The sequence below is a fragment of the Sphingobium sp. SJ10-10 genome (genome assembly GCF_036038995.2).
Lineage (GTDB): Bacteria > Pseudomonadota > Alphaproteobacteria > Sphingomonadales > Sphingomonadaceae > Sphingobium.
This window is the reverse complement of sequence record NZ_CP158132.1, coordinates 2,178,261-2,191,472: the sequence shown is the minus strand read 5'-3', so window position 1 is coordinate 2,191,472 and position 13,212 is coordinate 2,178,261. Positions and strand designations below refer to the sequence as shown.

The window sequence follows — 13,212 nt, the reverse complement described above, 5'->3', positions numbered from 1 at the left end:
TATGCTAACCACAGTCCGGCAGTTTCAAACCATCGAAGGGGTCAGGGGCGTGCGGGGGCACAATCCTACCAAATCATGGGGACAAAAGTTCATGTCATCGTTGGACGTGAGCCGAGAAGTCTGCGCGCTCGTTCCGGGCCTGCAGCACTGGCTGGAAAATGCGTTCTATTCCGTGCGGATCGTGGACGCGCAAAGTCCCCGTGAGCGCGAGGGCGCGGAACGGGACAGGCGGCGCGTCCTGCTAGCGACCGAGATCGGCCATGCGACCCATCGCGACATATTGATAAACCTGGTGGACGGGGCGCCTTCGCTGGTGCCCGCCGCCAACGGCCTGCCTGCCCGCGTGGCATTCGGTCTGGAAGATATGGGCTTTGCCTTCGCGTTGATCGCGGAGCTGGCCCGTCCGGCGGCTCTCCCGGCGGTGGGCGACAATGCCAGCGCGCGCCTGATGACGCTGGCCGGCCGCGTGGCGCGCAGCGACGCCACCGTGCTGATCCAGGGCGACACCGGCACCGGCAAGGAAGGCATGGCGCGCTTCCTCCACGCCCAGTCGGGCCGCACCGCCCATGACTTCATCGCCGTCAACTGCGCGGCGCTCCCCGAAACCATGATGGAAGCGATGCTCTTCGGTCATAAGAAGGGCAGCTTCACCGGCGCGGCTAATGCTTCGGAAGGCCTGTTCCTGGCGGCGGACGGCGGCACCTTGTTCCTCGACGAAATCGCGGAACTGCCGCTGGCGCTTCAGGCCAAGCTGCTGCGCGCCCTTCAGGAAGGCGAAGTGCTGCCCGTCGGCGCGACCCATCCGGTGCCGGTCAATGTCCGCATCATCGCTGCCTGCAACCGCAACCTTGCCGCCGAAGTCGCCGCCGGGCGCTTCCGCGAAGATCTTTACTGGCGCCTCAACGTCATGCCGCTGGAGCTGCGCCCGCTGGCCGAGCGTCCGGGCGACGTGACCGCCATCGCCGCCGCCATGCTGCTGCGGCATCAGGATATGGCGAAGGCCGCCTTTGTGTGGCCGACCGCCGCCGCTCTGGAAAAGCTGACCGCCCATGTCTGGCCGGGCAATGCCCGTGAGTTGGGCAATGTGCTGCAGCGCGCCGTTGTCCTGCGGGATGGCGACCGCATTTCCGCCGACGATCTGCACATCACCGGCGCGCCGCAGCTTCGCATCGTGGAGCAGGTTCTGGCGCCCGCCGATCCGATCCGCCTGCGCGACGTGGCTCATCATTCGAAGCTGGAGGCTGTCCGCGCCGCGCTGCGCGAAACCGACGGTCACCGTGCCGCCGCCGCGCGCAAGCTCGGCATTTCCGAACGCACCTTGCGCTATCGGCTTGCCGAGATGCGCGAGCTGGCCGCTTAAGGGGAGATAGGGCATGTCCGGCATTTCTCCGACCGACAGCGTGATGGCGATCCGCAACGCCATCCTCCAGAAGAACGCCGCGCTGCGCGATGTCGCGCAGACCGGCAACACCAACGGCCCTTCCGCCGTCGGCACCAACGGCGCCACCGCGCCGGGCGGGTTCACCGACGCGCTGAAATCAGCGCTAAACCAGGTCAACGGCCTGCAAAATCAGGCGGGTGAAGCAGCCGCCTCGTTCGAACGGGGGGAAACGACGGATATCGCCGGGGTCATGCTGGCCAAGCAGCAGGCGTCGGTCAGCTTCGAAGCCACCCTTCAGGTCCGCAACAAATTGTTGTCCGCTTACAAGGACATCATGAGCATGCCGGTGTAATATGAGCGAGAACGCACTCACCACCAATGTTGGCGGCGCTGCCGCTCTCCCCGCCACCAGCCCCGCCTTTGGCGGCGCCAAAGGCATGGATGCGCTGAAGGCGCGCTTCACCGGCTTCGTCAGGCAACCGGCCGTGGCGAAAAGCCTGCCGCTGCTGGGCCTGCTGGGCGTCGTCGCCATGGCTGGCGCCGCCTGGCTGGCGCTGCGCGAACCGCCGCAGCGCGACCTGTTCCGCGCTTTGCCCGATGCCGACAAGTCGGCGGTCGCGCAGGTGCTGGACCAGAATGGCATCCGCTACGACTTCGACAATTCGGGCAGCATGACCGTTGGCGAGGATGATTATTTCAAGGCGAAGATGATGCTCGCCGCCCAAGGCCTGCCCAAGAGCGCGCCGGACGGCAACAGCATGATCGACAGCCTGCCCATGGGGGCCAGCCGCGCCGTCGAGGGCGAGAAGCTCCGTTCGGCCCGCGAAATGGACCTCGCCCGCACGATCGAAGCGATCGACAGCGTCGAGAGCGCCAAGGTCCACCTCGCCGTCGAGCCGCCGAGCGTGTTTCTGCGCGAACGGGCCAAGCCCTCGGCCTCGGTGATGCTGCGTCTGGCGCAGGGCCGCCAGCTCACCGACGCGCAGGTCAGCGCCATCGTGCATCTGGTCGCTTCCTCGATCCCGGAACTCAATCCGGAGGATATTTCGGTCGTCGACCAGAATGGCCGCCTGATCAGCAACAATGACAGCAACGCCGCCGACGATCGTCAGCTCGCCATCCAGACCCGGATGGAGGATCGCTATCGCCAGTCGGTGATCGCGCTGCTGACCCCGATTTTGGGCGCCGGCAAATTCTCGACCGAGGTGCACACCGAACTGAACTTCGCTGAGCGCCAGGCGACCCGCGAAACCTATCCGCAGGACGAAGCGCGCCTGCGCAACGAGACCGGTACCTGGGCATCCGACCCGCGCGGGCAAGGAAACGGAGCCGGTGGCGAGGCGAGCGGCATTCCGGGCGCGCTCAGCAATCAGGCTCCGGTCAACCCGACCGTGACCCAGACCAATCCCAATGGCCAGGCGGTGGCCCAAGGCTCGACAAATCAAGGCGCCACCAGCGCGCAAACCGCCGCCCAACCCGGCACGCCGCCCAATCCGCTGATGAAGACGGAAGAGACCTTCAACCGCAGCTTCGAACTCGGCCGCGAGGTTTCCGTGACCAAGGACGCCATCGGCACGGTCAAGCGCCTGTCGGTCGCCGTCGCGCTCGACAACGGGCCTGACGGCAAGCCGCGCAGCGCGCAGGAAATCGCCGCCCTCGAAGCGCTGGTGAAGGGCGCGGTCGGCTTCGATCAGGCGCGGGGCGACGTGGTGGCTTTGTCCTCGCGCAGCTTCGCCAAGGAAGAGGTGGTTCAGGCGCCCTGGTATGAGGCCGAATGGGTGTCGCCGCTGGTGCGCAATGTTTCGGCCCTGCTGGTCGCGCTGCTGGTGATCTTCGGCATTGGCCGCCCGCTGCTCAAGCGCCGCGCCGCCGCCCAGGCCGCTGCTGCCGAACAGGTCGCCGCGGAGGGGAAGAAGATCGGCCGAGAAATCTCTACCGAGATCACGCGCCAGGTGACGGTGAACCCCGATGGTTCGACGCCCATCACGCTCGACATGATCTCGTCGACTTACGACTACGCCCAGCGCGCCGACCTGATCCGCAATTTCGTGAAGCAGGACCCTGATCGCGCCGCCCTGGTCGTCCGCGACCTTCTGAAGGAAGGGAAGAAGGAAAATGCCTGACGCCGCCACCGCCACGGCGCTGAAGGGCAGCGCCGCCGCCGCCGTCCTGCTGATGCTGTTCGACGAGGATGAAGCCGCGCAGATCCTCTCGCGCCTGGAGCCTGATGAAGTCCGCCAGCTCGGTTATGCCATGTATGACGTGGCGGATGTGCAGGTCGAGGAAGTCAACGAAGCGCTCGACCATTTCGTCACCAAGGCGAAGAAGCGCACCACTATCGGCTATGGTGCGACCCGCCATATCCGCGGCGCGATGACCAAGGCGCTGGGCGAGGAGCGGGCCGAGAATATGCTGGCCCGGATCACCCCGCCGACCCGGTCGACCCAGCTTGAAATGCTGAAATGGATGGACGCCAAGGAAATCGCCGTGCTGATCGAGGCGGAGCATCCGCAGATCATGGCCATCGTCCTTGCCCATCTGGAGGCGCCGATCGCCGCCGACGTGCTGCAATTGCTGCCGACCGAATATCAGGAAGAGGTCGTCTACCGCATCGCCACGCTCGGCCCCGTATCGAACGAGGCGCTGGACGATCTGGAGCAGCTCCTGCTGCGCGGCAATATGGCCAAGAAGCAGGGCGGCGCCTCGCAGCGCGGCGGCACGATCGAGGCGGCGGCGATCATGAACAATGTCCGCAAGGAGAATGAACAGCGCATCATCAAGGCGCTGGCCAAGCGGGACAAGATGGTCGCCCAGACGATCGAGGAGGAAATGTTCGTCTTCGACAACCTGATCGACATGGACGACAAGAATATGGGCACGCTGATGCGCACCGTCGACAGCGCCGTGCTGGTCGTGGCGCTGAAGGGCGCGAACGAGATGCTGAAGGCGAAGATCTTCGGGTCCATGTCGGCCCGCGCCGCGCAGGCCATTGCCGACGAGATCGAGGAACGCGGCCCGATCCGCCTGGCCGAAGTGATCGACGCGCAGAAGCTGATCATCGCGACCGCCCGCCGCATGGCCGATGCGGGCACCATCATGCTGGGCGGCAAGGGGAATGATTTTGTCTAAGCTTTGGGCCAATGCGGAGGTCGCCAGCATTCCGCTGGGCGGCATGGGACAGGTGACGAGCGGCGGCTTCCGCAGCCTGTTCGCGCCGGTGCATGCCGCGCCCGGCCAGCCGGTGCATGACAGCGTGCCGCAAAGCGAAGAGGAAGTGCTGGAACAGGCCCGGATCGAAGCCTTCGCCATGGGCTTTGACGAAGGCAGCCGCGTGACGGCGGAAGCCAATGCGGCCGACGCCGAGGCGCGCAAGCGCCTTGCCGAAGCGCTGGAATTGTTGGCTCCCGCGCCCAGCGGCATGTTGTCGACCATGCTGTCCGCCACCGTGGTGCGGCTGGTCGAACAGATTGTGGGCGAGGTCGAGATTGACATCGAACGCTTGCTCCAGCGCTGCGACAGCGTCGCCGCCTTCATCGAGGATAATGACGAGAAGGGCGCGCTGCACCTGCATCCGGACGATATCGAACTGCTGGACGGCGAGAATATCGGCGTGAAGCTGGTCGCGGACCACGGCATGCAACGCGGCTGCGTCCGGTTGGAAACCGCCGACGGCTGGGTTGAGGACGGCCCCGACATACGCCTGTCGCGCCTGCGTGCGTTGCTTGACGATATGGAGGGTAAGGCATGATCAACGCCGCGCTCGCCCAGGCGGAGACGCTGTTCGACCATATGCAGGTGCAGAACCGCCAGCCGCGCCATGTCGGGCGGCTGGTGAGCCATGATGCGGGCATGCTGGAAGTCACCGGCTTCCGTCGCCCCATCGGCGCGGGCGCGCGGGTGATCGCGTCGGACGGCACCATTTGCCGAGCCGAAGTCGTGGGCTTTCGCGGCGACAAGACCCTGCTGGTGCCGCTCGACAGCGACGCGCCGCTGGAAAATGGGGCGCGGGTCGAGCCGGATTCTCAGGCAACGATGGTACAGGTGGGCGAAGGCCTGATCGGCCGCGTCATTGACGCCATGGGCCAGCCGCTGGACCGCAAGGGGCCGATCATCGCGGGCGGTTCGTGGCCGCTCAACGGCGTGAAGGGCAATGTCCTTGACCGGGGCCGCGTCACCGAGCCCTTTGATCTCGGCGTCCGCGCCGTCAACGCCCTGCTCACTGCCGGGCGGGGACAGCGCATCGCGATCATCGCGGGCTCGGGCGTCGGCAAGTCGGTCCTGATGGGCCAGATGATCCAGGGCGCCGAAGCCGACATCGTCGTCGCCGGCCTGATCGGGGAACGCGGCCGGGAGGTCAGCGACTTTCTCGAAACCAAGCTCAAGGGCGCGATGCACAAGAGCATCGTCGTTGCCGTCCCCGCCGATCATCCGCCGGTGCTGCGTCTGCGCGCCGCCGCCCGCGCCACCGCCATTGCCGAATATTTCCGCGCCCGCGGCAAGAAGGTGCTGCTGCTGATCGACAGCCTGACCCGCTGCGCCCATGCGCAGCGCGAGATCGGGCTGGCGCTGGGCGAGCCGCCTGCGATGAAGGGCTATCCGCCCTCCGCTCTGGCGCTGATCCCCCGGCTGGTGGAGCGCGCTGGCGTCGATAGCCGGACCGGCGGCTCGATCACCGCGCTTTATACCGTGCTGGCCGATGGTGACGATACGGACGATCCGATCGTCGATGCCGCCCGCGCCATTGTCGACGGCCATTTCGTGCTGTCGCGCCACCTTTCCGAGCAGTCGATCTTCCCCGCCATCGATGTCGGCAAGTCGCTGTCCCGCGTCATGGCCGATGTGGTGCCGGACGAGCATCGGCTGGCCGCCGCTTCCTATCGCCGCCTCTGGGCCGCCTATGAGGAAAATCGCGACCTCATCCTGATGGGCGCCTATCGCCCCGGCAATGACCCGGTGATCGACGAAGCGGTGCAACGCCGCCAGGACATCCTCGACTTCATCCGCCAGGATCAGAAGAGCTTCATCGACCTCGACACCAGCGCCAACGCCCTTATCGCTGAGTTCGGCGCATGAAGGGAGAAGTCGCCCGCCGCCAGCGCGTGCTGCGCGTCCGCCATGTGCAGCATGCCATGGCCGTGGCCGAAACCGCGCGCGCGCGCGACGAGGCGGAAGGCATCGCCCGCAATGTCGATCGCCTGCGGACGGTGCGCGACGATCTTTTTACCGGGCAGGGCATCGCAACTGGCGCGAATTTTGCAGCGATGCAGGAACTGGCGGGTCGTCTGGAACAGGCGGGGCGTCAGTTGGATGGTGCGCTCTACGATGCGCGCCGCAAGGTGGAGGTCAAGGAAGGCCTTAGCCTGGCGGCCAATCGGGATCGCGAAATCGCCGTGAAGCTCAAGGATCGCGCCCGCGCGGACCTGGAGGAATGGCGGGAGAATAAACTCGCGGCCCTGCCGCGCTATCGCCGGATGCAGAGGACAGGAGATGTCTGACGTGAACATGTTGACCAGCCTCAAGGCTCTGCTTTTTTCGTCGGCCTCGACGCAGATGCCCGCCGATGGCGCGGGCGCGCTTGCCATGCCGGTGGAGGGCGCGGTGGATTTCGCCAAGCTGCTGAACGGCACGATGGAAGCCGCGCCCGAGGGGAAGCAGGCGGCGGAGATGCCTAGCCTCCCGCAAGTGGCTGCCCCGACCGTCACGGCTAATGCCGTTGCAGTCGAAGGCGTGGAGATGGAAGGTGCAGGTATCGCACCGGCCAAGGTCGATAGCGCCAAGGCTGAAAAAGGGGGGGTCGAAACCGCCACTCCCTTGCCCTTCGGTTTGGCGAACGCCCTGAAGGCCGTGCAGAGCCATCGCAAGGAGACGCTGCCGCTTCCGCCCGGCCTTGCCAAGAAAATCGAAGCGTCCGCTGAGTCTGCGGATGCGGTTCCGGCGCCTGTTGTTGATGGCGAGCCTGTCGAAGAGGTCGCGGCGGAAACGCCCGCGCCCATGTCAGCGCCCATGGTTGTCGAGGATAGCGAAGTCGACGCGCCGGAACTGCCCGACATCAAGCCTCATGCGCAGCCCAAGTCGGCCCGCCCCGTCAAGGAAGCCAAGCTGGAAAAAGCCGAGGCTTTGCCCGAAGCGCCTGCAACGGAACAGTCGGATGAGCCGGTGAAGGCCGATCAGGGCGACAAGGACAAGCCGAAAGAGCAGGGCGAAGCCGCGCCGCTTCCGCCGCCCGTTGTCGCCGTCGTGCAAACGCCGACGCCGCAAAGCGTTCCGGCGCTTCCGCTGCCGACATCTGCAACTGTGGCCACATCCGCGCCACTGCCGGAGACGGCAGCGGTGAAGCTGGATAGCGGCAAGACTCTGCCGGCGGAGGCGCAGATGCAGCCCCAAGCCGCCGAGCAGCCCGTTCCCGCTCAGGCGACGGCCGAAAAGCCGCGCGTGGTGGAGAGCAATGCGCAGTCGGCCATTCCCGCCCCGGCAATATCGGCGCCTGCCGACCGCCAGAAAACGATTGTCGCAACATCGACCACCGACAGTGCGCCCGTTCCGGTTGAACTACCCGTCCCGGCAACGCCCGCAGTCGAGAGCCGTCCGGTGAAATCCGAAGCTCTTGCCTTGTTGCAACTAGTCCGCGATCAGGTCGCCGCCCGCCAGCCAGGCACGCCGGTCCGGGCAGGGGAACCGCTCGCGGTCCGCGCCAAAACCGGCCGCGCCGCTATTCCGGCTGAACTGGCTCCAGCCAACATCCCCCAGCCGATCCCGACCGACACAATGCCCCAAACGCAACTTGCCCAGTCTGCCGCCGCTCCCTCAGTCCAGCCGACTGTCGCCACGCCGCCGGTAGTGGACCTGTCCGCCAGCCTCGGCGCGCAAGTGGTCGACATGGGCGTTTCCGGCCAGTGGATTGATGGTCTTGCCCGCGATATTGCCGGGTTGTCCGCCAATGGGGCGCAGGGACGCTTCCAGATCAATGCCGACCAGCTTGGCCCGGTGCAGGTCGATATCCGCCAGGGCAGCGATGGCGCGGCGGTCAGCCTGACGGTCGCCAGCGAGGCCGCCGAAATGGCGCTGCGCCAGGACAGCGACCGGCTGCGTCTTGACGCCAGCCTGTCGGCGGTGCGCATCACCGAAGTGAAAATCGAGCGAACCCCGCATGTCGCGGAAACCGCGCGGGCGGACGGCGCGAACCAGCAAGGATCGCAGCAGCAATCGTCCCAGCAGCAATCCTCCCAAACCGCCAATGCCTGGGCCAACAACAGCCAGAACATGGCGCAGTCGCAGGGCCAAGCCCAAGGTCAGGGCCGTTGGCGCGCTCAGGAAAATGGCAATTTTGCCCCTAAAAATACCGGCGATCCTGCCGTTCTTAACCATGACGAGACGCGCCGGGCGGGTAATGACGCCGTGCGTGCGCGTTATGCCTGAGATGCGGGATTTACGGGGAACTTTCCATGAGTGACGATGCGAAGCCGAAGAAGAAAAAGGGCGGGGGCATGAAGATGATCCTGCTCATCGTCATCGCCATGGTCGTGGGCGGCGCGGGGGCCGCTGGCGGCCTGTATGCTGCCGGTTTCTTCAGCCCGAAGGAAGAAGGGCCGAAGGAAGACCCGAACAAGCCCGTGCTCGTCCTGGCGGGCGAAAGCGCGGAGGATGTCGCCAAAGCCCATGGCTATGCCGGTGGCGGCGGTGGCGGCGAAGGCGGCGGTCATGAAGGCGGCGGCGGCGGTCATGTCGCGTCCGGCGTCCATGTTCCGGCCAAGGGCATCGACCTGCCCGTCCCGGCGAACCCGGCGGCTTATCAGGCGACCTATTTTCAGTTGCAGACGCCCTTCACCTCCAACATGTCGGATACCGACGCCTTCGCGCAGATTTCCATCGCCATTTCGACCTATTACGACATCCGCGTGGTGGAGGCGATCAAGGCGCACGAGACGGCGATTCGCAGCCAGGTTCTGATGATGCTGGCCGAACAGCCTGTGGAGGCTCTCTCCACGCCGGCGGGCAAAAGGGCGCTTCAAGGCAAGATCAAGGCCATCATTAACGACATTTTGAAGCAAAAGACCGGCTATGGCGGCGTCGATAACGTTTATTTTACCAATTTCGTTATTCAATAGGGCTGCCTGAACGTGCGGGAAGTCCCCCGCCCTGGACGGCAGGGGACTGAAATGACCGACGTTCAAGCCTACGCCTTCGGGCGGGGGGAATCGCAGGCGCCGCTGATGCTGTCGGGGCTGGACCGGCTGGGCGAAAAGCTCGGCCGGCGTTTGCGTGCCCTGATCGAGCCGATTGCCGGGGTCCGTCCGCATGTCGTCGCGCAGGATGCGCGCGCGCTGGAATTCGGAGCCTGGAGCCTGGACGTGCCCGCCTCCTCCAGCATTGGCGTCTATCGCCTGTCGCCGCTGAAGGGACAGGTGCTGCTGCGGCTGGACGCGGCGATGATCTCGACGCTGGTCGACTGTTTCTATGGCGGCATCGGCAACCGTTCGCTGCCGCCGCGCGGCGAATTCACCCCGACCGAAGACCGGCTGATCGCCCGCATTTCCGACGCCTTCATCGCCCGGCTGGTGGAATGCTGGAGCGATATGCTGGCGCTCGACGCGGGCCTGATCGTCCGGGAAACCGGCATCGGCTTTGCCGCCGCCGCGCAGCCGGGCGAACAGATGGTGCTGCAACGCTTCCTGCTCAGCATCAGCCGGGACGCCGAATGGCCGATCGACCTCATCTTCCCGCTTTCCGCGCTGCGCGGGGTCGAGCCGCTGATGGGCGCCAGAATCCCGATCGATGACGAGCGCGCCGACCCCGTCTGGCAAGCCCGCATCGCTTCGCGCATGCGCGACATCCGCCTGCCTGCCCGCACGGTGCTGGCGCGCCCCAATCTTTCGCTGGCCGAACTGATGCAACTCAAGGCCGGGGACATTATTCCCGTCACCATCAACCGCAGCCTGCCGCTGATCGTGGGAGACCGCATCGTCGCCCATGGCTCGATCGGTGAGCAGGACGGCCGCGCCGCATTCCAGATCGAAAAGCTTGCACAGGAAACCGGACAATGAGCGATATGAGTGAAGCCCCGCGCCTCGACAGCGTGGGCGAGGACAGCATTTCCCGCATGGTGAACAACCGCCAATTCCGCCTGCTGGCGGACATTCCCGTCCGCATGTCGGTGGAGGTCGGATCGACATCGCTGCGTCTGGCCGAGGTCATGGACCTGGCCGAAGGCAGCGTGGTGGAGCTGGACCGTCAGGCCGACGATCTGTTGGACATCATGGTCAACGGCGCGCTGATCGCCAAGGGCGAGGTGGTGACGGTGAACGGCCGTTACGGTATCCGCATCGTGGAGATCGCGGCAACCGAAACGCGCCTTGCCGGCATCGAACGGCGCGGTTGATCGCCCGGAACGGCGGTCTCGTTACATTTTACCGCTTGCCTTGCGCGCCATTATCGGCAGACCGCTTGACGGATTAACCATAGTCGCGAAAGCCCATCCATGATCTGGTACTTCGTCAAGCTGCTGATATTGTTGCCGCTGGTGGGTGGCATGGCCTTTGGCGCATTGTGGTTGTGGCGCAAATATCAGCCCGGCATGATGGTCGGGCAGAATGACCGCTCATTGAAATTGCTGGAAGCGCTGCCGATGGGGACTTTCGGCAAGCTCGCCGTGGTGGAGTTCGAGGGCAAGAAGATCCTGCTCTCCGTCACTCGCGGCCGCATCGAGAAGATCGCGGAAGGCGATACCTATCGTGCCGGGCGCTGACGCTTTTAATATCGTCATTCCCGCGAAGGCGGGAATCCATCTCCGGACCTTGCGTCCGGACGCACCTGTTGGGAGATGGATCCCCGCCTTCGCGGGGATGACGCTGTTTTTGCTCGCGGCGTGCTTTCTGCTTCTGGTACTCGCGCAACCCGCCTTCGCCCAAGCCGCGCCCGTAGCTCCGCCGCCCGTCGACAATGGCGGCGCGCTAACCCGCGCCATGGGGCAGATCGGCGGCGATGGCCGCTCGCTCTCGCTATCCCTGCAAATCCTGATCCTCATGAGCCTGCTGACGGTGTTGCCGTCGCTGATCCTCATGATGACCAGCTTCACCCGCATCATCATCGTGCTGTCGCTGCTGCGTCAGGCGCTGGGATTGCAGCAGACGCCGCCCAATCAGGTGCTGGTCGGCCTGTCGCTGTTCCTTTCCCTCTTCGTGATGCGCCCCGCCATCGACCAGATCAACGCCCAAGCCTTCGACCCCTATGGCAAGGGCCAGATCCCCATTGAGGAAGCGGTAGGCCGATCAGCCAAGGTGCTGCACGGCTTCATGACCAAGCAGACCCGCGAAACCGATCTCAAGCTCTTTGCCAATCTGGCCGAGGCGCCTGCGTTCCGCACGCCCGCCGACATTCCCTTTTCGATCCTGTTGCCCGCCTTCGTGACGTCGGAACTCAAGACCGCGTTTCAGATCGGCTTCATGATCTTCCTGCCCTTCCTCATCATCGATCTTGTCGTCGCCTCCACGCTGATGGCGCTCGGCATGATGATGCTTTCCCCCACCATCATCTCCATGCCGTTCAAGCTGTTGCTGTTCGTGCTGGTCGATGGCTGGGCGCTCACCATGGGGTCGCTGGCGGGGTCGTTCGCGACATGACCATGTCCGCTATCCATCTTCCGTTCGGGCTGAGCCTGTCGAAGCCCCAGGCCGAGCGACGCGAGGCCATGCAGAAGGCTTCGACAGGTTCAGCCTGGCCCTTCGACAGGTTCAGGGCGAACGGGGGGAATGTCGGTCTCGGTGGCCGTTGGGGCGTGGTCTGATGGAAAACGCCGATTTCTTCATGGGGCTGGCGCAACAGGCGCTGTGGATCACGGCGCTGGCGGCAGCGCCGATCCTGATTCCGGCGCTGGTCGCGGGCGTGCTGATCGGCATGATCCAGGCCGCGACCTCCATCAACGAACAGACGCTGGCCTTCATCCCCAAGATCATCGTCGTCGGTGCCATGCTGGTGCTGTTCGGCGGCTCCATCATGGTGCTGATCGCGGATTTTACGCGCGAGATTTTCGAGCGCATTCCGGATCTGCTCCAATGATCGCGCCGGGCTTCGCCAATGTGGAAGTCCAGCTCTGGATCTGGCTGATCGCCATGATCCGTCCCGGCGCGGCCTTTATCGCCGCCCCGGTCTTCGGCGCGCCTGCCGTGCCGCTGCAACTGCGCCTGATCCTCTCGCTCGCGCTGGGCATGGCGGCGCTCAACAGCGTGCATATCGTGCTGCCCGCCGACGGCGTCGCCAGCTTCCAGGGCGTGATGCTGGTTGCGGGCGAGGTGCTGGCGGGGCTCGCCATCGGCTTTGCGGTGCAGATCGGCTATGCCGCCGCGCTCGTCGCCGGGGAGGCGATCGGCAACACTATGGGTCTCAATTTCGCCGCCATGGTCGATCCGTCCTCGGGACAGGCGACGCAGGCGGTGGGGCAGTTCCTCTCGATCCTCTCCACCTTCCTGCTGCTCGCCATGGACGGTCATCTGATGCTGGTGAGCTTCGTGGTGCAAAGCTATCAGGCGATGCCGCCCGGCGGCCCGATGCTGAGCAATGACGCGATCTGGCATCTGATCGAATTTGGCGGCGCGCTGCTGGGCGCGGGCGTCACCATTGCGCTCCCGGTCGGTTTCGCGCTGGTGCTGGTGCAGATCGTCATGGGCATGCTGGCGCGCACTGCGCCCGCGCTCAACCTGTTCGCGGTCGGCATGCCGGTGGCGCTGATGGCGGGCCTCATCCTGCTGGCCGTCACCGCGCCGATCATGGGCGAGGGGATCACCGTCGCGCTCAAGGCTGGCCTAGAACAGGCCCAGTATATTTCGGAAGGGCGCTGA

Annotated in this window: 16 protein-coding genes; all 16 read left to right on the top strand. The window is 65.4% G+C overall.

Annotated elements, in window-relative coordinates; genetic code table 11:
• Positions 1-91: 91 nt before the first annotated feature.
• Entirely contained in the window at positions 92-1,360 is a 1,269-nt protein-coding gene (locus VVT58_RS10655; protein WP_327754987.1) for a sigma-54 dependent transcriptional regulator, read from the top strand.
• Between the two features lie 13 nt (positions 1,361-1,373).
• On the top strand, positions 1,374-1,733 hold the full coding sequence (fliE, locus tag VVT58_RS10650; protein ID WP_327754986.1) for a flagellar hook-basal body complex protein FliE: 360 nt from the start codon (positions 1,374-1,376) through the stop codon (positions 1,731-1,733).
• A gap of 1 nt (position 1,734) precedes the next feature.
• Positions 1,735-3,504: a flagellar basal-body MS-ring/collar protein FliF gene (fliF, locus tag VVT58_RS10645; protein WP_327754985.1), complete on the top strand. Its 1,770-nt coding sequence runs from the start codon at positions 1,735-1,737 to the stop codon at positions 3,502-3,504.
• Positions 3,497-4,510 carry a flagellar motor switch protein FliG gene (gene fliG / locus VVT58_RS10640; protein WP_327754984.1) on the top strand — a complete coding sequence of 338 codons (1,014 nt, stop codon included), beginning with the start codon at positions 3,497-3,499 and terminating at the stop codon, positions 4,508-4,510. Before fliF ends, fliG begins: the two co-directional genes overlap by 8 nt.
• A complete protein-coding gene (locus VVT58_RS10635; protein WP_066554700.1) occupies positions 4,497-5,129 on the top strand; it encodes a FliH/SctL family protein in 633 nt (210 codons plus the stop codon). The genes fliG and VVT58_RS10635 overlap by 14 nt, the downstream gene beginning before the upstream one ends.
• Positions 5,126-6,454 (top strand): FliI/YscN family ATPase, encoded by a 1,329-nt coding sequence (locus tag VVT58_RS10630; protein ID WP_327754983.1) that lies wholly within the window; start codon positions 5,126-5,128, stop codon positions 6,452-6,454. The genes VVT58_RS10635 and VVT58_RS10630 overlap by 4 nt, the downstream gene beginning before the upstream one ends.
• Positions 6,451-6,876, top strand: a complete 426-nt coding sequence (locus VVT58_RS10625) for a hypothetical protein (protein ID WP_066554703.1) — start codon at positions 6,451-6,453, stop codon at positions 6,874-6,876. The genes VVT58_RS10630 and VVT58_RS10625 overlap by 4 nt, the downstream gene beginning before the upstream one ends.
• 7 nt (positions 6,877-6,883) lie before the next feature.
• A complete protein-coding gene (locus VVT58_RS10620) occupies positions 6,884-8,797 on the top strand; it encodes a flagellar hook-length control protein FliK (protein WP_327755066.1) in 1,914 nt (637 codons plus the stop codon).
• A gap of 26 nt (positions 8,798-8,823) precedes the next feature.
• A complete protein-coding gene (gene fliL / locus VVT58_RS10615) occupies positions 8,824-9,486 on the top strand; it encodes a flagellar basal body-associated FliL family protein (RefSeq protein WP_327754982.1) in 663 nt (220 codons plus the stop codon).
• 51 nt (positions 9,487-9,537) lie between these two features.
• Entirely contained in the window at positions 9,538-10,422 is an 885-nt protein-coding gene (locus tag VVT58_RS10610; RefSeq protein WP_327754981.1) for a FliM/FliN family flagellar motor switch protein, read from the top strand.
• Positions 10,419-10,757: a flagellar motor switch protein FliN gene (fliN, locus tag VVT58_RS10605; protein ID WP_066554719.1), complete on the top strand. Its 339-nt coding sequence runs from the start codon at positions 10,419-10,421 to the stop codon at positions 10,755-10,757. Before VVT58_RS10610 ends, fliN begins: the two co-directional genes overlap by 4 nt.
• A 99-nt stretch (positions 10,758-10,856) precedes the next feature.
• Positions 10,857-11,123, top strand: coding sequence for a flagellar biosynthetic protein FliO (locus tag VVT58_RS10600; RefSeq protein ID WP_066554722.1), 267 nt, complete (start codon positions 10,857-10,859; stop codon positions 11,121-11,123).
• Between the two features lie 97 nt (positions 11,124-11,220).
• Complete coding sequence (gene fliP, locus VVT58_RS10595; RefSeq protein ID WP_327754979.1) at positions 11,221-11,997, top strand: flagellar type III secretion system pore protein FliP; 777 nt, start codon at positions 11,221-11,223, stop codon at positions 11,995-11,997.
• Positions 11,994-12,161, top strand: coding sequence for a hypothetical protein (locus tag VVT58_RS10590; protein ID WP_327754978.1), 168 nt, complete (start codon positions 11,994-11,996; stop codon positions 12,159-12,161). Before fliP ends, VVT58_RS10590 begins: the two co-directional genes overlap by 4 nt.
• The gene (gene fliQ / locus VVT58_RS10585) at positions 12,161-12,433 is read left to right on the top strand and encodes a flagellar biosynthesis protein FliQ (protein WP_046761916.1); all 273 of its coding nucleotides are present in this window, start codon (positions 12,161-12,163) and stop codon (positions 12,431-12,433) included. The genes VVT58_RS10590 and fliQ overlap by 1 nt, the downstream gene beginning before the upstream one ends.
• Positions 12,430-13,212 carry a flagellar biosynthetic protein FliR gene (fliR, locus tag VVT58_RS10580; RefSeq protein ID WP_327754977.1) on the top strand — a complete coding sequence of 261 codons (783 nt, stop codon included), beginning with the start codon at positions 12,430-12,432 and terminating at the stop codon, positions 13,210-13,212. Before fliQ ends, fliR begins: the two co-directional genes overlap by 4 nt.

What these genes read in the sequence shown, in the direction of transcription:
- fliE (WP_327754986.1), top strand. Translation starts at nt 1,374, where the DNA reads ATGTCCGGCATTTCTCCGACCGACAGCGTGATGGCGATCCGCAACGCC.
- VVT58_RS10655 (WP_327754987.1), top strand. Translation starts at nt 92, where the DNA reads ATGTCATCGTTGGACGTGAGCCGAGAAGTCTGCGCGCTCGTTCCGGGC.
- VVT58_RS10600 (WP_066554722.1), top strand. Translation starts at nt 10,857, where the DNA reads ATGATCTGGTACTTCGTCAAGCTGCTGATATTGTTGCCGCTGGTGGGT.
- fliQ (WP_046761916.1), top strand. Translation starts at nt 12,161, where the DNA reads ATGGAAAACGCCGATTTCTTCATGGGGCTGGCGCAACAGGCGCTGTGG.
- fliN (WP_066554719.1), top strand. Translation starts at nt 10,419, where the DNA reads ATGAGCGATATGAGTGAAGCCCCGCGCCTCGACAGCGTGGGCGAGGAC.
- fliR (WP_327754977.1), top strand. Translation starts at nt 12,430, where the DNA reads ATGATCGCGCCGGGCTTCGCCAATGTGGAAGTCCAGCTCTGGATCTGG.
- fliG (WP_327754984.1), top strand. Translation starts at nt 3,497, where the DNA reads ATGCCTGACGCCGCCACCGCCACGGCGCTGAAGGGCAGCGCCGCCGCC.
- VVT58_RS10620 (WP_327755066.1), top strand. Translation starts at nt 6,884, where the DNA reads ATGTTGACCAGCCTCAAGGCTCTGCTTTTTTCGTCGGCCTCGACGCAG.
- VVT58_RS10610 (WP_327754981.1), top strand. Translation starts at nt 9,538, where the DNA reads ATGACCGACGTTCAAGCCTACGCCTTCGGGCGGGGGGAATCGCAGGCG.
- fliF (WP_327754985.1), top strand. Translation starts at nt 1,735, where the DNA reads ATGAGCGAGAACGCACTCACCACCAATGTTGGCGGCGCTGCCGCTCTC.
- fliL (WP_327754982.1), top strand. Translation starts at nt 8,824, where the DNA reads ATGAGTGACGATGCGAAGCCGAAGAAGAAAAAGGGCGGGGGCATGAAG.
- fliP (WP_327754979.1), top strand. Translation starts at nt 11,221, where the DNA reads ATGACGCTGTTTTTGCTCGCGGCGTGCTTTCTGCTTCTGGTACTCGCG.
- VVT58_RS10590 (WP_327754978.1), top strand. Translation starts at nt 11,994, where the DNA reads ATGACCATGTCCGCTATCCATCTTCCGTTCGGGCTGAGCCTGTCGAAG.
- VVT58_RS10630 (WP_327754983.1), top strand. Translation starts at nt 5,126, where the DNA reads ATGATCAACGCCGCGCTCGCCCAGGCGGAGACGCTGTTCGACCATATG.
- VVT58_RS10625 (WP_066554703.1), top strand. Translation starts at nt 6,451, where the DNA reads ATGAAGGGAGAAGTCGCCCGCCGCCAGCGCGTGCTGCGCGTCCGCCAT.
- VVT58_RS10635 (WP_066554700.1), top strand. Translation starts at nt 4,497, where the DNA reads ATGATTTTGTCTAAGCTTTGGGCCAATGCGGAGGTCGCCAGCATTCCG.